Origin of the sequence: [Phormidium] sp. LEGE 05292 (assembly GCF_015207735.1) — a bacterium.
Lineage (GTDB): Bacteria > Cyanobacteriota > Cyanobacteriia > Cyanobacteriales > Aerosakkonemataceae > Floridanema.
Genome location: NZ_JADEWG010000013.1, coordinates 65,706 through 83,837, shown reverse-complemented (window position 1 = coordinate 83,837; position 18,132 = coordinate 65,706). Strand labels below are relative to the sequence as shown.

Annotated in this window: 18 protein-coding genes; 17 read left to right on the top strand and 1 reads right to left on the bottom strand. The window is 40.1% G+C overall.

Annotated elements, in window-relative coordinates; all coding sequences use genetic code 11:
• Positions 1-353 (bottom strand): hypothetical protein (locus tag IQ264_RS06380; protein ID WP_193979695.1); only part of this gene is annotated, 353 nt, incomplete at its 3' end.
• Between the two features lie 362 nt (positions 354-715).
• Here IQ264_RS06380 and IQ264_RS06375 point away from each other — a divergent pair.
• The 17 genes from IQ264_RS06375 (at position 716) to IQ264_RS06295 (ending at position 17,966) form a co-directional block, all read left to right on the top strand.
• Positions 716-1,336, top strand: a complete 621-nt coding sequence (locus IQ264_RS06375) for a L,D-transpeptidase (RefSeq protein ID WP_322744615.1) — start codon at positions 716-718, stop codon at positions 1,334-1,336.
• Between the two features lie 931 nt (positions 1,337-2,267).
• Positions 2,268-2,792: a bidirectional hydrogenase complex protein HoxE gene (gene hoxE, locus IQ264_RS06370; protein ID WP_193979693.1), complete on the top strand. Its 525-nt coding sequence runs from the start codon at positions 2,268-2,270 to the stop codon at positions 2,790-2,792.
• Positions 2,793-2,860: 68 nt separating this feature from the next.
• Positions 2,861-4,483, top strand: coding sequence for an NADH-quinone oxidoreductase subunit NuoF (nuoF, locus tag IQ264_RS06365; protein WP_193979691.1), 1,623 nt, complete (start codon positions 2,861-2,863; stop codon positions 4,481-4,483).
• Positions 4,484-4,545: 62 nt separating this feature from the next.
• Positions 4,546-5,262, top strand: coding sequence for a bidirectional hydrogenase complex protein HoxU (hoxU, locus tag IQ264_RS06360; RefSeq protein WP_193979690.1), 717 nt, complete (start codon positions 4,546-4,548; stop codon positions 5,260-5,262).
• Positions 5,250-5,798 (top strand): oxidoreductase, encoded by a 549-nt coding sequence (locus IQ264_RS06355; protein ID WP_193979688.1) that lies wholly within the window; start codon positions 5,250-5,252, stop codon positions 5,796-5,798. Before hoxU ends, IQ264_RS06355 begins: the two co-directional genes overlap by 13 nt.
• Positions 5,799-5,887: 89 nt before the next feature.
• Entirely contained in the window at positions 5,888-6,466 is a 579-nt protein-coding gene (locus IQ264_RS06350) for a thermonuclease family protein (RefSeq protein WP_193979686.1), read from the top strand.
• Positions 6,467-6,496: 30 nt separating this feature from the next.
• A complete protein-coding gene (locus IQ264_RS06345; protein WP_193979683.1) occupies positions 6,497-7,924 on the top strand; it encodes a Ni/Fe hydrogenase subunit alpha in 1,428 nt (475 codons plus the stop codon).
• Positions 7,925-7,980: 56 nt separating this feature from the next.
• Positions 7,981-8,478 carry a DsrE family protein gene (locus IQ264_RS06340; protein WP_193979681.1) on the top strand — a complete coding sequence of 166 codons (498 nt, stop codon included), beginning with the start codon at positions 7,981-7,983 and terminating at the stop codon, positions 8,476-8,478.
• Between the two features lie 117 nt (positions 8,479-8,595).
• The gene (locus IQ264_RS06335; protein WP_193979679.1) at positions 8,596-8,850 is read left to right on the top strand and encodes a (2Fe-2S) ferredoxin domain-containing protein; all 255 of its coding nucleotides are present in this window, start codon (positions 8,596-8,598) and stop codon (positions 8,848-8,850) included.
• Positions 8,851-8,865: 15 nt separating this feature from the next.
• The gene (locus IQ264_RS06330; protein ID WP_193979677.1) at positions 8,866-9,384 is read left to right on the top strand and encodes a PAS domain-containing protein; all 519 of its coding nucleotides are present in this window, start codon (positions 8,866-8,868) and stop codon (positions 9,382-9,384) included.
• Positions 9,377-10,537, top strand: coding sequence for a SpoIIE family protein phosphatase (locus tag IQ264_RS06325; protein WP_322744614.1), 1,161 nt, complete (start codon positions 9,377-9,379; stop codon positions 10,535-10,537). The genes IQ264_RS06330 and IQ264_RS06325 overlap by 8 nt, the downstream gene beginning before the upstream one ends.
• Before the next feature lie 121 nt (positions 10,538-10,658).
• Positions 10,659-11,153 carry a hydrogenase maturation protease gene (locus IQ264_RS06320; protein WP_193979675.1) on the top strand — a complete coding sequence of 165 codons (495 nt, stop codon included), beginning with the start codon at positions 10,659-10,661 and terminating at the stop codon, positions 11,151-11,153.
• Positions 11,143-11,403 carry a hypothetical protein gene (locus IQ264_RS06315; protein ID WP_193979673.1) on the top strand — a complete coding sequence of 87 codons (261 nt, stop codon included), beginning with the start codon at positions 11,143-11,145 and terminating at the stop codon, positions 11,401-11,403. Before IQ264_RS06320 ends, IQ264_RS06315 begins: the two co-directional genes overlap by 11 nt.
• Positions 11,379-11,552, top strand: a complete 174-nt coding sequence (locus IQ264_RS06310; protein ID WP_193979671.1) for a hypothetical protein — start codon at positions 11,379-11,381, stop codon at positions 11,550-11,552. Before IQ264_RS06315 ends, IQ264_RS06310 begins: the two co-directional genes overlap by 25 nt.
• Positions 11,553-11,664: 112 nt before the next feature.
• Positions 11,665-12,279 (top strand): CP12 domain-containing protein, encoded by a 615-nt coding sequence (locus tag IQ264_RS06305; RefSeq protein WP_193979669.1) that lies wholly within the window; start codon positions 11,665-11,667, stop codon positions 12,277-12,279.
• A gap of 917 nt (positions 12,280-13,196) precedes the next feature.
• Complete coding sequence (gene nifJ / locus IQ264_RS06300) at positions 13,197-16,853, top strand: pyruvate:ferredoxin (flavodoxin) oxidoreductase (protein WP_193979667.1); 3,657 nt, start codon at positions 13,197-13,199, stop codon at positions 16,851-16,853.
• A gap of 102 nt (positions 16,854-16,955) precedes the next feature.
• Entirely contained in the window at positions 16,956-17,966 is a 1,011-nt protein-coding gene (locus tag IQ264_RS06295) for a dihydroorotate dehydrogenase-like protein (protein ID WP_193979665.1), read from the top strand.
• Positions 17,967-18,132: the final 166 nt, after the last annotated feature.

Below are 18,132 nucleotides of genomic sequence, written 5' to 3'. Positions count from 1 at the left end.
GGTGTTACCGCAATCGGTGGTCTATATAATCTCACTTCGTAACCGCACTGTAATCTTGTGGCTTCCACCAGCGTTCCCGGTCGCAATGGCAGGACTGCGGCATCGACCATATCCAGCCTGACATCTTCAAATTGACCGTTTTCAGCTTTGATTGTTGCTATATCGCCAACAATACTGACTATTCTACCGATCAGTTTTTCTCCCGTTTCTATTTTCAGGCGATTTTCTTTTTGCCCTTGTTGGGAGTCACAATGACTTTGTTGTTTCGTACTTGGTGGTTCAGCAGCGATCGCTGGATGCACTGCTAGCAGGGTCAGCAATAGCAATGCCCCCCTACCGATCAATGCGTTCACTTTCCTCACATCCATTACAACCTCACTTGGAGACGAATTTGCTACAGACAGAACTCTTTTGCTTGGTTCTTGGCAGCTACCCAGAGCATATCTACTAAAAATTCACCAATCGCCAGAGGTAGTTGCTTTTTTGGGAACTTTAACTTAGAGATATTGGTCACGGATAGAAGTTCAGGTGCTAATACCTGGCTTTTTTAGCTTTATTTAGAACCGCAAAAAGCGAGTCTAATGCAAATAGCACTTCATAATATAGCGGATCTTTGACCAAAAAAGCATGAATAGGAAATTAAAATACTATAAGGTCTAACCGACAAGCTGGTATATGTCTGAAGTTTCGTTGTATCGTTTGCTAGGAATAACAAATGAAAGGAATGGTGAGAGGAGAAGCGTTAACTAAGAGCTTCCTGCTAATCTGCTTTAGTACTGCATTTTTAACCTTCTGGACTCAACAGCTGGCTACAGCCTCTATCGTCAGGAGTAAGCAGGTAGAACTTGCTCAAAGTCAATTGATACCCCAAGGTCACATAGTACCCACAACTCCATTACCAACTCAAACTCCCGGTACTGTGCAACCATCGCCTGTTAGCCCAGTAGAAGATACTTGGTTAAAAATCAAGTTAAAAGAACGTCGCGTTTATGTTTACCAAGATAATAAGGTAAAAACTAGTTTCCAGATTGCGATCGGAAAACCAGGCTGGGAAACTCCCACAGGTAAATTCAAAATATTACAAATGCTGAGAAATCCTGCTTGGCAACATCCTTGGAATGGAAAGGTTTTTCCCCCTGGGCCACAAAATCCTTTGGGTGTGAGATGGATTGGTTTTTGGACTGATGGCAAAAATACCATTGGATTTCATGGTACTCCCAATGAAAGCGTTATGGGACAAGCAGTTTCTCACGGTTGCGTGAGAATGCGAAATCGCGACGTAGTAGCTTTATTTGAATTGGTGCAAGTAGGCACAACAGTAGTAGTAGAACGCTAGTGCTTCTACTGTTAAATTACGTACTTTTTAACCAAAAACTTGACAATCTCTAGCTCTTGTGCAGTTATTAGGTAAACCCCTTTCCCTGTACTAACTCAAGTTACTAGTTACAAGGGGGGCTAAGAAATAGCCCCCCAAAAGATCCCCCCTGGAGCCCCCCTTACAAAGGGGGAACCAGCGGAAGCTTCGCTATTAACATCACGGGGGGTTGAGGGGATCTAAACCTAGTCATCACAGCCTTATATCCCCCCACTACCCCCCTTACTCAAGGCGGGAACTCCGAAAGAATTAATAACTAGCAACTTGCGTTACTTTCAAAGTGCAGGCTTTATTTGTAGTAATTCTTTAGCTGTTTGCTTTTAACTACATGAATGTTGTTTATTTAGAAATATTACTCAGCTGACTCTTGATTGATTAAAGCTCAATTTTATGACATTTTTTTTGCAACCCATTATTGATATTTACAACATAAAATTTAAAAACATTAAGTAATGCTGTTTAAATCGCCATAGATGAAAGTAAATATGCAAAACTAAAGTAAGAAGCAAAAGTGATAGTTATCTTTTATCAACAGGAGTAGCACAAGGATACAATCTCAAGTTTTCCAACCTTAAAAGACCAGTTAGATAGCTGAAAATTTGTCTTTTCTTAAACAAGTGACTGAAAATATCAAAGAAAAGATTAAGCTAGATGAATTTGGCTTTTAAATGTGTTAGAAACTACAAAAAAGCTTTGAGTGTTAAAAGATACTAGTGCAGCGTGGCAGAAACAACTATACAGTTAAAAACTAGTGAAAAAGTAAGGGCGGGTTTAGCAGAAAATTGTGTCATCATAACCAAAAAATTAACAATAAAACCCGCCCCTACAAAGCCTTCTTTCCTTGGAGTCTTCTGCCTTATTGCACTAGCTAGAAACCGTAAGGAAATAAACTATGCAATCCACGACAACAAAAAACTCACAAAAATCAACAAAAGAACATCCCAGTGGAGATAAGCGTTTTAAGGCGCTAGACATTACGATGAAGCGTAATCAATACCGTCAAGATGCCTTAATTGAAGTACTACATAAAGCACAAGAATCATTTGGCTATTTAGAAGAAGATGTATTACTTTATGTTGCTAGAGGACTGAAGTTACCTTTAAGCCGTGTCTATGGTGTCGCCACATTTTATCATCTGTTTTCTTTGAAACCGAGTGGTGCTCATACTTGTGTAGTTTGCTTAGGTACTGCTTGTTATGTAAAAGGTAGCGGACAAGTCCTAGAAGCACTAGAACAAAAAACTGGAATTCATCAAGGCGAAACTACTCCAGATGGACAAATGTCGCTGATGTCGGCACGTTGTATCGGTGCTTGTGGAATTGCGCCAGCAGTGGTTTTTGATGGCACAGTAGCAGGTAAAGTTAAACCAGAAGAAGCACTAGAAAAAATCAAAGATTGGGGAATTAATCAGGGGTAATTGCTAATTAAATCTCGGAGAAATTACCAATTAGTAAATAGTATTGAGGAATTAGTGATCTAACAATTATGGACATCACAGAATTGCAAGAAATTGCGGAAAAAGAGCGTGCTAATCAGAAAGAAATTCGCGTTCATTGCTGCACTTCTACAGGTTGCCGTGCTGCTAATTCAATGGGCGTAAAAAAGAATTTGGAAGCGGCGGTTAAAGATCATGGAATGAGCGATCGCGTTCAAGTTGTCGGCGTTGGTTGCATGGGTTTTTGTGGCAATGGGCCGTTAGTAGAAATTGACTCCAAAGAAAAACTTTACGAACAAGTTACACCCAATGATGCAGAGAGTATTATTAATTCTTTAAATGGTGGCGGTATACCTACTGCACCAGAAGGGGATTTAAAACATCCATTTTTTGCTCGTCAAGTGCGAATTGTCCGGGAAACTAGCGGTAAAATTGACCCAGAAAGAATAGAAGAATATATCGCTGCTGGTGGTTATCAATCACTATATAAAGTAATTCACGATTTCACACCGCAACAAGTAGTAGAAGAAATTACTAAAAGCGGTTTGCGGGGTCGAGGTGGTGCAGGTTATCCTACAGGTTTGAAATGGGCGACTGTGGCGAAAATGCCACCAGGACAAAAGTTTGTCGTTTGCAATGGTGATGAAGGCGATCCCGGTGCATTCATGGATCGATCGGTCTTAGAAAGCGATCCCCATCGAGTTTTGGAAGGAATGGCGATCGCAGCTTATGCGGTTGGCGCTAGTGAAGGTTTCATTTACGTCCGCGCTGAGTATCCTTTAGCCATTGAACGATTAGAAATTGCCATCAAACAAGCCAAAAAACTCGGCATTTTAGGCAGTCAAATCTTTGAATCAAACTTCGACTTTAAAGTTAACATTCGCATCGGTGCAGGTGCATTTGTTTGCGGGGAAGAAACAGCTTTAATTGCATCCATTGAAGGCGGTAGAGGAAATCCCCGCCCTCGTCCTCCTTATCCTGCACAACACGGAATTTGGGGTAATCCAACCTTAATTAATAACGTAGAAAGCTTCGCTAATATTGCCGCAATTATCCGCGAAGGTGCAGAATGGTACGCGAGTATTGGCACCGAAAAAAGTAAAGGAACCAAGATTTTTGCCCTCACTGGTAAAGTAAAAAATAACGGTTTAATTGAAGTGCCAATGGGAATTACTCTGCGTGAAATTGTGGAAGAAATGGGCGGCGGAATTCCTGGTGGTCAAGTAAAAGCTGTGCAAACAGGAGGGCCTTCTGGCGGTTGTATTCCTGCTTCTTTGTTGGATACTTCTGTTGATTATGAATCACTCGCCAAAGTCGGATCGATGATGGGTTCTGGCGGTATGGTGGTGATGGATCAAGACACAAGTATGGTGGAGGTTTCCCGATTTTATATGGAATTTTGTCGGGGTGAAACTTGTGGCAAATGTATCCCTTGTCGCGCTGGTACAGTGCAAATGTATCAAGCTTTAACGAAGATTATTAATGGTGAAGCAACTGAGGCTGATTTGGTGAAGTTGGAAGAACTTTGTGAGATGGTTAAGTTTACTAGTTTGTGCGGTTTAGGTCAGTCAGCACCAAATCCTGTTTTAAGTACTTTGCGTTATTTCCGTGAGGAATATTTGGCTTTGTTGAAGCAGGGAGTTCTTAATGGAAAGGTTGCTGTTCATGGTTAGGAGTTTTTTTGATTTAACCGCAAAGAACGCGAAGAGCGCGAAGGGAAGAAGAGGGAGGTTTTATGTCTGTTAAGACTTTGAAAATTGATGGTAAGGAAATAGCGATCGAAGAGGGCGCAACGTTATTACAAGCGGCTAAGGAAGCGGGGATCAGAATTCCGACTTTGTGCCATTTGGATGGAATTACTGATATTGGTGCTTGTCGGTTATGTTTGGTGGAAATTGCGGGAATTAATCGGCTTTTACCTGCTTGTGTGACGGAAGTTTCGGAAGGAATGGATGTGCAAACAAACACTCCGAAGCTGAAGGAATATCGCAAAATGATTATCGAAATGTTGTTTGCTGAAGGTAATCATGTTTGCGCGGTTTGTGTGGCAAATGGGAATTGTGAATTGCAAGATTTGGCAATAGAAATGGGAATGGATCATTCTCGTTTTCCTTATCGTTTCCCGGAACGCGATGTTGATGTTTCCCATGATGAGTTTGGCATCGATCATAACCGCTGTGTGTTGTGTACCAGATGTGTGAGAGTTTGCGATGAAATTGAAGGTGCTCACGTTTGGGATGTGGGTTTTCGTGGCGCAGCAGCTAAGGTGATTACTGGGTTAAATCAACCTTGGGGGACGGTGGATGCTTGCACTAGTTGCGGTAAATGTGTGGAAGCTTGTCCGACAGGGGCGATCTTCCGTAAAGGCGCAACTGTGGGAGAAATGGATCGCGATCGCAGCAAGTTAGATTTCATCGTTACCGCACGGGAGTTGAAACAATGGACAAGATAAGATTCGCTACAGTTTGGTTGGCTGGTTGTTCTGGTTGCCATATGTCTTTTCTCGACTTAGATGAATGGTTAATTGATTTAGCCGAGAAAGTTGATGTGGTTTACAGTCCTGTCGGTTCAGATATTAAAGAATATCCCGAAGATGTGGATGTTTGTTTTGTGGAAGGTGCGATCGCAAATGAGGAAAATTTAGAGTTAATTCTCAAAGTTAGAGAAAGAACTAAATTCTTAGTTTCCTTCGGTGATTGTGCGGTTACAGCGAATGTTCCAGCAATGCGAAATATGCTTAAAGGGGCCGATCCAGTGTTAAGACGCTGTTATTTGGAATTAGGAGATACAACTCCTCAATTGCCAAATTTCCCCGGTATTGTCCCCGAATTACTTGATAAAGTCCGTCCCGTACATGAAGTAATTCAAGTTGATATGTTCTTACCGGGATGTCCGCCTTCTGCACCAAGAATTCAAGCAGCATTAGAGCCACTTTTAAGAGGAGAAAAACCTGTAATGGAAGGGCGAGAAATGCTCAAATTTGGTTAATTGTCATTGGTCATTGATTAGGAAGTTAAAGATAACAAATGACTAATGACTAAATTCACTGATAGTAAAAGTTAAAAAGTAGGGTTTTTATGAGTAGAAAAAACTACAAAAATTACCTTTTTTGGCAAGGGCTAATTACTCTGCTGTTACTTTTACTTATCAGTGGCATCTTTAGCCAATTTTGGGGAAACACTTCCTTAGCTTCTGTGAGTACACAGTCGGCAACAGTTATTAGTGTTGTAGATGGTGATACCTTAAATGTAAAAATGACGCAATGCAGATTACCAATAAACAACAATTCTCAACAATGTAGAATTAGACTTGCCTGTATTGACACGCCAGAAAGGGGTCAAAATCCTTTCTATCAACAAGCTAAAGACCGACTGATAGAATTACTACCTCGCGGAACAAATATTACCGTGAAAGATACAGATACAACGGCGGGAAATCGCATAGTTGCGGAAATATTCAGGGGCAGAAACTCTATAAATATCCAAATGGTAAAAGAAGGTAAAGCTGTTGTTTATTGTAAACATCTCAATGTTTGTTCTGACTCCCGTAATAGTTTATTGAGTACAGAAGCAGCAGCAAGAAAAGCAGGTTTAGGAGTGTGGAATCCCCAACAATCTTGGACACAAAGTAGAGAAAACCACCCCTGTCGTAATTAAGCAATCTGAGCACCAATTCAAGAGGATTTTATGTCCAAAACAGTAGTTATCGACCCGGTTACGCGCATTGAAGGACACGCCAAAATTTCAATTTTTTTAGATGATGCTGGCGAAGTAGATGATGCCCGATTTCATGTTGTTGAGTTTCGGGGTTTTGAGAAGTTCTGCGAAGGCCGCCCGATGAGTGAAATGGCAGGAATTACCGCCAGAATTTGCGGCATTTGTCCTGTAAGTCACTTGTTAGCTTCCGCAAAAACAGGCGACAAAATTTTAGCAGTTAAGATTCCCCCAGCAGCAGACAAATTGCGCCGAATGATGAATTTGGCACAAATTACTCAGTCTCACGCTTTGAGTTTTTTCCATCTTAGTAGCCCCGATTTCTTGTTAGGATGGGATAGCGATCCGGCAACCAGAAATGTGTTTGGTTTAATCGCCGCTGATGCAGAATTAGCCAGAAAAGGCATTCGTTTGCGTCAGTTTGGACAACAAATTATTGAATGGTTAGGCGCGAGGAAAATTCACGCAGCTTGGGCGGTTCCTGGTGGTGTGCGATCGCCACTTTCCGAAGAAGGAAGGACGTGGATACGCGATCGCTTACCCGAATCTCGCAACACCATAGAAATAGCTTTAAATCTGTTTAAAGCTATGTTAGATAATCTCACCACAGAAGTCCAAGCTTTCGGCAATTTCCCATCTTTATATATGGGTTTAGTCGGCAAAAATGGTGAGTGGGAACATTACGATGGACACCTACGTTTTGTCGATAGTCAAGGCAATGTTGTTGCTGATGGACTGAAAGAAGATAATTATAAAGACTTCATTGGTGAAGCAGTGGAAACTTGGTCTTACCTCAAATTTCCCTATTACAAAGATTTAGGTTATCCTGATGGAATCTACCGTGTAGGGCCATTAGCAAGACTTAATGTTTGTGATTACATTGGTACGCCCGCAGCAGACAAAGAATTGCTAGAATTTCGCGATCGCGCAGGTGGAAAAGCTGCAAATTCCTCTTTCTTCTATCACTATGCCAGATTAGTTGAGATATTGGCTGCGATCGAAAAAATTGAGCAATTAGTAGAAGATCCCGACGTAGTTTCCAGTCGAGTTCGCGCCGATGCAGGTGTTAACAACTTAGAAGCAGTTGGCGTTAGCGAAGCACCAAGAGGCACATTATTCCATCATTATCAGGTAGATGAAAACGGTTTAATTCAAAAAGTTAACCTGATTATTGCTACCGGACAAAACAATTTAGCGATGAATAAAACCGTCGCCCAAATTGCTAAACATTACATTCACGGCAACGAAATTCCCGAAGGAATGTTAAACCGTGTAGAAGCAGGAATTCGTGCTTTCGATCCTTGCTTAAGTTGTTCCACTCACGCAGTCGGACAAATGCCATTGCATATCGAATTAATCGCCGCAGATGGCACAGTTGTTAACGAAGTTTATCGTCAATAAATATAAATTAAGGCGATGTCAAACTTTTCCAATTAGTTTAGGAAAAGGAGAAGAAAATGAACACACAAAATCCTTGGCGTAAAAGCTTTGTAGTTCTCAGCATTACCGCTTTGATTTTAGGCGTTGGCACCTATCAAGTTAAAGGTGCTAAAGTGTTTCAAAATCAGCAAACTGAGACAATTTCACAGACAACTACTGTTAAAGATGGTGTTTTTATTCATGTCAGTCATGGCACAGATAATCCTCAGCGATTGTTGATGGCACTGACTATGGCTGATAAGATGTCTGAAGATAAAGATGTTTTAATCTACTTCGATATTAAAGGTGTCGAAGCAGTGGTAAACAATTCTCAAGACATCACATTCAGTGATTTTCCTTCTTCAAAAACACTCCTGAAAAAATTGGCAGATAAAGGAGTAAAATTGCAGGTTTGTCCAACTTGTTTAAAAGCAGCTGGAAAAACGCCTGCTGATTTGATGTCTGGTGCAACTATAGCAAATAAAGCCAATTTCTTTAACTTTACTCAGGGACGCATCATCACACTTGATTATTGAATAGCGACACCTGTATTAGCTATAGATCGGACATTTGACTTAACTTAACTTAGGCGGAGGGTGGAAATTTTCCACTCTCTACTAAATCAATAACTAATGAAGCATAAAAAATGACCAATGGAAAAAGAGAATTTATATTTATGTATGGGTTCTGCTTGTCATCAATTGGGAGTTTATGAAGTATTGCCAAAACTCCAAAGTATGATTACTGAATATGATTTGGAAGACAAAGTAGAGTTGAAAGGTTCATTTTGCTTGGAAACTTGTAGTGATGGCATCGTCATGAAATTCCGAGAAAAGGTATTTATCAAAATTAGTCCAGATAATATTGAGCAAAAATTCACCCAAGAAATCTTGCCGCATATTGTTTAAATAGGAGGCGATAATGTGTTAAAAAAAACTGAAAAAAACCTGTGGGAACTCCTATGGGAATATGACCCAAATGGTTTAATTGTGATCGATCGAGCAATGGAAATTACTCTGGTTAATCCGGCATTTTGCAAAATGTTTCAAGTGGAGAGAGAAGATATAATTGGTCAACCAGCAACAGTAGTTCTCAAGGATTTAAAAGATTTTCAAAAAGCATGGGAAAATAAGCAGGTGGTGCGAGTACCAGAAACAGAATACCCAGAACTTGATATATATGTAAAAGAGGTAATCTTTCCGATTCCTGATGAAGATATCATCGCCTGTATCATGGTAGATATTACCCATGAAATCCATCGCGAAAAAGAAATGATGAAATTGAAAAGTGAGACATTAGCTAAAGTAAATGAAGTGGTAGACAATCAAATGAAAGTAGTCCAACAAATCGCAGGATTACTAGGAGAAACTACAGCAGAAACCAAGGTTAGCTTATTTAAAATAGTCAAAATGCTAGAACGGGAGATTTCTGAAGATGGATAATTTTTTGGATATCTATGACCTCAGTTTGAATAAAAAGGGGGAAGAACTTTGCGGCGATAAAGTCAAATTTCGTCGAACTGGAAGTAAGACGACAATTGTATTATCTGATGGTTTGGGAAGTGGTGTAAAAGCAAATATTCTGGCTACTCTAACCGCAGAAATTTTAATCACGATGTTGAATGCTGATGTGCCACTTGAAGAGGTGATTAAAACTGTAATTGGCACTTTACCAATCTGTCAAGTAAGAAAGATTGCTTATGCTACTTTTACTGTAATTCAAATTAATCACGAAGCCAATAAATTTAAGGTAATTAATTTTGATAATCCTCCCATCCTCTATTTTAAGAAGGGTAAGTTAGTTCAATTAGAATCAAAAAAAGAACAAATTTTAGATAAGAAAATTACCTTTTGTGAGGGAGATTTGGAAAGAGGCGATTTTTTGGGCGCTGTTAGTGATGGTGTACTTTACGCTGGGTTAGGAGAGACTCTTAACTTTGGTTGGGGTTGGGAAAATATTTCTAAATATATTGAAAATTTGTTTGTTAGACAAGTGAATACAGCCCGTAATATTGTTCATCATGTAATTAGTGAAACTCATTCTCTTTATCGAGGAAAGATGGGAGATGATGCTACGTTTGTGGGATTATATTTGCGTAAAAGATATCCTTTAATGGTATTTACTGGCCCACCTTTGGAAAAAGCTAAAGATAAAACTTATGTAGATAGACTATTAAACTTTGATGGACGGAAGATAATTTGTGGCGGGACTACAGGTAATATTGTGGCTAAATATCTCGGTGAAACTATTGAAATGGATATTGCGACAATGCGAAAAGATCTGCCACCAATTGGGAAATTAAAAGAGATTGATTTAGTTACTGAAGGAATATTAACAATTTCTAAGGCGATCGAACTCTTAAGAGATAGTCATTGCGATCCATCAAGAATACCAGTAGATAGTAATGGTGCAGTAATGTTAGCGAAAGAAATTTTAAATGCTGATTCTATCTTATTTTTAGTCGGGCAAAAAATCAATGATTTTTATCAAAATCCCTTATTGCCTAAAAATATTTCGATTCGCCGCAATTTGGTAGAGGAATTAGTAAAAATATTGCAAACAAAACAAAAGGAAGTTACGATCGAGTATTGTTAAAAAAGCAGAACCTTTTGTTAAGGTAAGGGAACAGAAAACAAATATTTCTTTAGCTGCTTCCAGCTTATGTTTGGTAGCCGTTAAAATTACGATTAATAATTGTTATTTTACAAAGCATAATATGAACTCTCATCTTTCAATCACATTACAAACTTTAGACAAATCTTTCATTGTCATTGGTTATGGCAATGATTTACGCAGTGATGATGGGATTGGCCCTCGCGTTGCCAACGAAGTAGAAGCTTGGGGTTTACCAAATGTTAAATCTTTAGCTTTGCATCAATTAACACCGGAAATAGCAGACACAATTAAAGATGTTGACGGTGTAATTTTTGTCGATGCTTGTCAATTACCTGATGTTCAGGAGGTGCAAGTATTAACAATAGAAGCAGAAGAAACGGGAAAAAGTATGACGCATAATGTCGATCCGCGATCGCTTCTTGCCTTGTCACAAACCCTTTACAACCATCATCCCCATGCTTGGTGTATCAATGTACCAGCGGTTAATTTTGAAATGGGAGAAACCCTTTCCTCGGTAGCAGAAAAAGGAGTTGTGGAAGCTTTAGAAAAAATTAATTTTATTCTGCTTGAGCAAACTCATCATCATGAATATTAATTTTACAAATATCCAAAAATGGACGAAGTTAGCTTATTGGAAAATGCTTGCGCGATCGCATTATAACCAGCCGATCGTCCAAAGTAACCTGGAAAACATCAAATTGTTAATTATTGAAAAGGTAAGTAATTTACTTTGTCCTGCGGCTTATGATCTAGATGAGAACTTACTCATTGTTTTACTATCAGTAACTCAGGAGGAAGATAAACAATTAAATATCCTACCATGTTTCAAACTGCCAAAAGCGTAATTTTTAAGAAAGTTGACATTGCTGAAGTGGCAGGATTGAACGGACAATTAGCGATCGCTAACACTAAACTAGTCGTTCCTCAAGCAACTATTCTCGAAGTTTCTGCCCGTACAGGTTGGCAAAGGGAAACTTTTCGTGGTTGTTTATAAAACACATTGCTAATCAACTTAGTACTAATTTTTCCAGCCATTAGTTTTAACAAAAAACTCCTATTTACAGAATAATTACTAATGGCGATTCATCTGAATTAGAGGTGTAAAAATGTTAAAAGCATCAGATATTATGACCAAAGAAGTCGTGACTATTCGTGGTTCAGCGACAGCAGCAGAAGCAGTAAAATTGATGCGAGAAAAAGGCTTGCATACTTTGATTGTAGAGCGTCGCCACGACCAGGATGCTTACGGTATAGTCACAGATAGCGACATTGTTTACAAAGTAGCAGCTTTCGGTCTAGACCCGAAAAAAGTTCGTGTCTATGAAATTATGACCAAGCCTTGCGTTGTGGTTAATCCTGACCTGGGTGTAGAATATGTAGCGCGGTTATTTGCAAATACCAACATTCGCATCGCACCAGTAATTAAAGATAAATTGTTGGGCATAATTTCTATTACTGATATTCTCAGTAAAGGTGACTTTGTAGAACGTCCCAAACAAACTTTCCTCGAACAAGAAATCCAAAAAGCAGTTGAAAGCGCCCGTGCTATTTGTGCGGAAAAAGGCCCTAATTCCAGAGAATGTGCTGCCGCTTGGGATATAGTTGAAGAACTAGAAGCTGAAGCAGCCCACCAACGCGCAAGAAAACTGGATCAAACAGCTTTTGACAAGTATTGCCAGGAATTTCCAGATGCACTAGAAGCTCGGATGTATGATGTCTAATCAGATGGGTAATTGGTCAGAGAAATTAAAATCACCTATTAACGCAAGTTGCTAGTTATTAATTCTTTCGGAGTTCCCCCCGTGATGTTAATAGCGAAGCTTCCTCTGGTTCCCCCCTTATTAAGGGGGGTTAGGGGGGATCTAAGGCTGTGATTACTAGGTTTTGATCCCCCCTAACCCCATGATGTTAATAGCGAAGCTTCTGCTGGCTCCCCCCTTAATAAGGGGGGCTAAGAAAGAGCCAGACTTGTAACTAGCAACTTGAGTTATTACCTATTATCAAATGGTACACAACTTTGCTTCTCCCATCTTTTCTGGTATAAATCTATTCCTCTTAATGATGGAATTTTTTTTGGAATAGATTATGGCAGCATTGAAAAGAAATTAAAATCAGGACTAACAAGAACTGGGCTTAGTATTTTACGGAAAAATTATGAGTATTAATGATAACTAGTTACTAACAAAAACTGGCAGAGTTAGCTGTAGTAATGTGATGAAAAAGAACCAGTTGACGATCGGGACAAAAATTACAATTATTTAACTGAATATTATAAATTGTTACCAAATGTTGATGTAGCGTTAAAAAATACTAAAAAGTTATCCCCATAATCCATCTTTGGTTAGATGATAAAAGAAGGAGCAATAAGGGAGCTACCCTGAGAAAAAATTCTCCGATAATGCTTATGAGTAAACGATTGGGTTGATTTCGTACCAGGTTTATCAATAAAAAAGGCAACTGCAACGTTGTTTAAATAAGGCTTAATAATCACCTGTTTCAATAGTGTGATGACCAAACAATATGGGTGATTTCAGCCAAAGATAAACAAGGCTTACAGAATTTGGACACAGACAAAATACCAACGGAATTCTGTAAAAAATGACAAGCAAAACCTAATGGCTAACAAAGGTTTGAGATAATGACTACAAGAACAATTGCAACGATCGACGGTAACGAAGCAGTAGCTTATGTTGCTTACCGTTTAAATGAAGTAATTGCCATTTATCCGATTACACCATCTTCACCGATGGCAGAATGGGCGGATGCGTGGACATCAGAAAATAAACCCAACATCTGGGGAACACTGCCATCAGTAGTAGAAATGCAAAGCGAAGGTGGCGTTGCTGGTGCAGTTCACGGGGCATTACAAACAGGCTCATTAACAACAACATTCACCGCATCTCAGGGATTATTATTAATGATCCCGAATATGTATAAAATTGCTGGGGAATTAACACCTACAGTATTTCATATTGCTGCCCGTAGTTTAGCTGCTCAAGGACTTTCTATTTTTGGCGATCATAGCGATGTGATGTCAGCGCGTGCAACTGGATTTGCGATGTTATGTTCGGCATCAGTGCAAGAAGCGCATGATTTCGCTTTAATTTCCACAGCAGCTAGTTTAGAATCGCGGATTCCTTTTGTACATTTCTTTGATGGATTCCGCACTTCTCACGAAGTACAAAAATTGGAATTGTTGACTGAAGATGATCTGCGATCGCTAGTTCCCGATGAGTTAGTATTTGCTCATCGTGAAAGAGCATTAACTCCCGATCGTCCAGTATTAAGAGGAACTGCTCAAAACCCCGACGTTTACTTCCAAGCCAGGGAAACAGTTAATCCATTTTATACAGCTTGTGTAGACATTACCGAAAAGGTAATGAATGATTTTGCCAAACTAACTGGACGGCAATATCAACTGTATGAATATCACGGCGATCCCACAGCAGAAAGAGTGATTATTTTAATGGGTTCTGGTTGCGATGCTGCCCATGAAACCGCCGATTATCTCAACAATTTAGGCGAAAAAGTTGGGGTATTAAAAGTTAGATTGTATCGCCCGTTTGATGCCAAACGCTTAGTAGCAGCATTACCAGAAACCGTTAAATCGATCGCAGTTTTAGACCGTTGCAAAGAACCGGGCGCAGGTGGCGATCCTCTCTATTTAGATGTAATTACTGCCTTAGCTGAAGAAAATCGGACAGGCATTAAAGTAGTAGGTGGACGCTACGGTTTATCATCCAAAGAATTCACACCAGCGATGATTAAAGCTGTGTATGATAATCTCGCTGTTGCCGAACCAAAGAATCATTTTACAGTGGGAATTAACGACGACGTTACTCACACCAGTTTAGAATACGATCCATTTTTCAACATCGAACCAGATAGTGTAGTTCGGGCAGTATTCTATGGTTTAGGTGCTGATGGAACCGTTGGCGCGAACAAGAATTCAATCAAAATTATTGGCGAAGAAACTGACAACTACGCCCAAGGTTATTTCGTTTACGACTCGAAGAAATCTGGATCGGTAACAGTATCTCACTTGCGCTTTGGGCCGAATCCAATTCGCTCAATTTATCTAATCAGTCAAGCGAATTTTGTAGCTTGTCACCAATGGGGATTTTTAGAACAGTTTGAAATGTTGCATATTGCCAAACCTGGGGCAACATTCCTGTTAAATAGTCCTTTTGGCCCGGAAGAAGTTTGGAGTAAATTACCTCGATCGGTCCAAAAAACCATCATCAATAAAAAACTGAAAGTATTTGTTTCCGATGCCAACAAAGTTGCCAGAGAAAGCGGCATGGCAGGACGGATTAATACAGTAATGCAAGTGTGCTTCTTTGCCCTTTCGGGAGTTTTACCCAGAGAAGAAGCGATCGCCCAAATCAAAAAATCCGTTAAAAAAACTTACGGTAAAAAAGGGCCAGAAATTGTCGAGAAAAACATGAAAGCGATCGACAATAGCCTGGACAATTTATTTGAAGTTAAAGTTCCCGATCGAATAGATAGTGAAATAGTTATCCGTCCAGCAGTACCCGACACTGCACCCGCATTTGTCCGCGAAGTTTTAGGCCAAATAATTGCTAAGAAAGGCGATGAACTTCCGGTTAGCGCCATGCCAATTGATGGTACTTATCCCACCGGAACATCAAAATGGGAAAAACGCAACATTTGTCAAGAAATTCCCGTTTGGGACCCCGATGTTTGCGTGCAATGTGGTAAGTGCGTGATGGTATGTCCACACAGCGTAATTCGCAGCAAAGTTTACGAACCAAGCGAACTAGAAAACGCACCGGAAACCTTCAAGAGCACCAACGCCAAAGACCACGATTGGAAAGGCTTAAAATTCACCATTCAAGTAGCACCAGAAGATTGTACAGGTTGCGGTGTTTGTGTGGATGTTTGCCCAGCGAAAAATAAATCCCAACCGAAACTGAAAGCAATTAATATGGCAGAACAATTGCCATTAAGAGAACCAGAAAGAGTGAATTGGGATTACTTCTTAAGTTTGCCAAATCCTGACCGTCGGGAATTGAAGTTAAACAAGATTAATCAACAACAAATGCAAGAACCTTTGTTTGAATTCTCAGGTGCTTGCGGCGGTTGTGGAGAAACACCTTACTTGAAATTAGTCAGTCAGTTATTTGGCGATCGCATGATTGTTGCCAACGCCACAGGTTGTTCCTCAATTTATGGTGGTAACTTACCCACAACACCTTGGACACACAATGCCGATGGACGTGGCCCTGCTTGGTCGAATTCCTTGTTTGAAGACAACGCCGAATTTGGTTTAGGTTTCCGAGTATCGATCGACAAACAAACCGAATTTGCCGTCGAATTACTGAAGAAATTAGCCAGCGAAATTGGCGAAACTTTAGCAACCGAAATCCTCAACAACGAACAAAAGAACGAAGCCGACATTTGGGAACAACGAGAAAAAGTTGCCGCCCTAAAACAACGCTTAGACGAAATAGTTAATTCTGCATCAGACAACAGCGTTAAATCCAAAGCAAAACAACTAAAAGTCCTAGCAGATTATCTCGTCAAAAAGAGCGTTTGGATCATCGGTGGAGACGGTTGGGCGTATGATATTGGTTACGGCGGATTAGACCATGTAATTGCTAGCGGACGTAACGTTAATATCCTAGTTTTGGACACCGAAGTTTACTCAAATACTGGTGGACAAATGTCCAAAGCAACCCCGCGAGGTGCAGTAGCAAAATTCGCCGCTGCTGGAAAACCTGCTGCTAAGAAAGACCTGGGCTTAATTGCTATGACTTACGGCAATGTTTACGTTGCTAACGTAGCAATGGGTGCAAGAGATGAACATACATTGAAAGCCTTCTTAGAAGCAGAAGCTTACGACGGCCCATCATTAATTATTGCTTACTCTCACTGCATCGCTCATGGTATTAATATGACCACAGGAATGCAGCAACAAAAAGCCGCAGTAGAATCTGGTGCCAAACTGTTGTATCGTTACAATCCAGAACGAGCAATTAAAGGTGAAAATCCCCTGCAATTAGACAGTCGATCGCCGAAACTTCCGATCGAGCAATATATGTATGCTGAAACCCGGTTTAAGATGCTCACAGCTAGTAAACCGGAACAAGCAAAACGGCTACTTCAAGAAGCACAACAAGACGTAAATTCTCGTTGGGAAATGTACCAATATTTAGCCGCCCGCCAATTGCATACTAATGGTAATGGTCATAAAGATCGTGGCAAAACTGGTGAAAGTTCCGACAAAGGCGAAGAAACAACAGGCGGAAAACCCGAAGCGTTAAAGAGTTAATTAGAAGGCAGGGGAACCCGTAGGACAGGCATCTTGCCTGTCATCCCCAGTCTTTAACTTTCAGTTCCGAAAGGTTGCCTGATTTTATTAGGAGAAACAAGAATGGATTTAACTACTAATTATTTGGGATTAACGTTGCGATCGCCTATTGTACCTTCAGCCGCAGCACCCCTCACCGAGAATGTAGACAACATTAAAAAAATGGAAGATGCGGGTGCAGGTGCAGTAGTTTTGCATTCTTTGTTTGAAGAACAAATTCGGCAAGAACGCCAAGAATTAGACCATCATCTAACATATCATTCCGAATCTTTTGCCGAAGCACTCACCTATTTTCCCGAACCAGAAATCTTCCATGTTGGCACAGAAGAATATCTAAATCATATCCACCGAGCCAAACAAATGGTTGATATTCCCATTATCGCCAGCCTTAACGGTAGCACTATTGGTGGATGGGTAGATTTTGCCAGTCAAATTCAACAAGCAGGCGCAGACGCACTAGAATTAAACATCTATTATGTGCCTACTGATTTCAACATGACAGGCGCACAAGTTGAACAAAATTATATTGACATTGTTCGTGCTGTTACATCAACCGTAAACATTCCCGTTGCTGTCAAATTAAGTCCCTTCTTCAGCAACATGGCATACATGGCAAAACGCTTGGAAGAAGCAGGTGCAAATGGACTAGTTTTATTCAACCGTTTCTATCAACCAGACATTGATATTGAAGACTTAGAAGTGCGTCCAAACATACTTTTAAGTACACCCCAAGCCATGCGTTTACCGATGCGTTGGATTGCCATTTTGTACGGAAGAGTGCGCCCAGAATTTGCGGCAACTGGTGGGATTCACAAAGGACAAGAAGCGATCAAAATGCTGATGGCGGGAGCAAAAATTACCCAAATTTGTTCCGTACTAATGCGTCATGGAATCGCCCATATTCGAGATATCGAAAATGAAATGAAACACTGGATGGTAGAACATGAATACGAATCAGTTCAACAAATGATTGGTAGCATGAGTCAAATCAATTGTCCAGACGAATCAGCCTTTGAACGCGCCCAATATATGCGAGCAGTTCAAACTTACAAACCTGCTATTTCTCTTTCATAATATTTATGATTTCGTTAAATTCCCAGGTAATTTAAAAAACCTGGGAATTTCCTATATAAAACAGAACAGAGAAAAAAGTTGAATTTTAATCTTCATCCAAACTTGGGCAAAAATTAAAAAATATATAAAAAACATCTGCGTTCATCTGCGTTTATCTGCGGTTCAT

Bases quoted from the DNA above. Each gene is read 5' to 3' on its own strand.
- IQ264_RS06375 (WP_322744615.1), top strand. From the start codon at position 716: ATGAAAGGAATGGTGAGAGGAGAAGCGTTAACTAAGAGCTTCCTGCTA.
- hoxE (WP_193979693.1), top strand. From the start codon at position 2,268: ATGCAATCCACGACAACAAAAAACTCACAAAAATCAACAAAAGAACAT.
- nuoF (WP_193979691.1), top strand. From the start codon at position 2,861: ATGGACATCACAGAATTGCAAGAAATTGCGGAAAAAGAGCGTGCTAAT.
- hoxU (WP_193979690.1), top strand. From the start codon at position 4,546: ATGTCTGTTAAGACTTTGAAAATTGATGGTAAGGAAATAGCGATCGAA.
- IQ264_RS06355 (WP_193979688.1), top strand. From the start codon at position 5,250: ATGGACAAGATAAGATTCGCTACAGTTTGGTTGGCTGGTTGTTCTGGT.
- IQ264_RS06350 (WP_193979686.1), top strand. From the start codon at position 5,888: ATGAGTAGAAAAAACTACAAAAATTACCTTTTTTGGCAAGGGCTAATT.
- IQ264_RS06345 (WP_193979683.1), top strand. From the start codon at position 6,497: ATGTCCAAAACAGTAGTTATCGACCCGGTTACGCGCATTGAAGGACAC.
- IQ264_RS06340 (WP_193979681.1), top strand. From the start codon at position 7,981: ATGAACACACAAAATCCTTGGCGTAAAAGCTTTGTAGTTCTCAGCATT.
- IQ264_RS06335 (WP_193979679.1), top strand. From the start codon at position 8,596: ATGGAAAAAGAGAATTTATATTTATGTATGGGTTCTGCTTGTCATCAA.
- IQ264_RS06325 (WP_322744614.1), top strand. From the start codon at position 9,377: ATGGATAATTTTTTGGATATCTATGACCTCAGTTTGAATAAAAAGGGG.
- IQ264_RS06320 (WP_193979675.1), top strand. From the start codon at position 10,659: ATGAACTCTCATCTTTCAATCACATTACAAACTTTAGACAAATCTTTC.
- IQ264_RS06315 (WP_193979673.1), top strand. From the start codon at position 11,143: ATGAATATTAATTTTACAAATATCCAAAAATGGACGAAGTTAGCTTAT.
- IQ264_RS06310 (WP_193979671.1), top strand. From the start codon at position 11,379: ATGTTTCAAACTGCCAAAAGCGTAATTTTTAAGAAAGTTGACATTGCT.
- IQ264_RS06305 (WP_193979669.1), top strand. From the start codon at position 11,665: ATGTTAAAAGCATCAGATATTATGACCAAAGAAGTCGTGACTATTCGT.
- nifJ (WP_193979667.1), top strand. From the start codon at position 13,197: ATGACTACAAGAACAATTGCAACGATCGACGGTAACGAAGCAGTAGCT.
- IQ264_RS06295 (WP_193979665.1), top strand. From the start codon at position 16,956: ATGGATTTAACTACTAATTATTTGGGATTAACGTTGCGATCGCCTATT.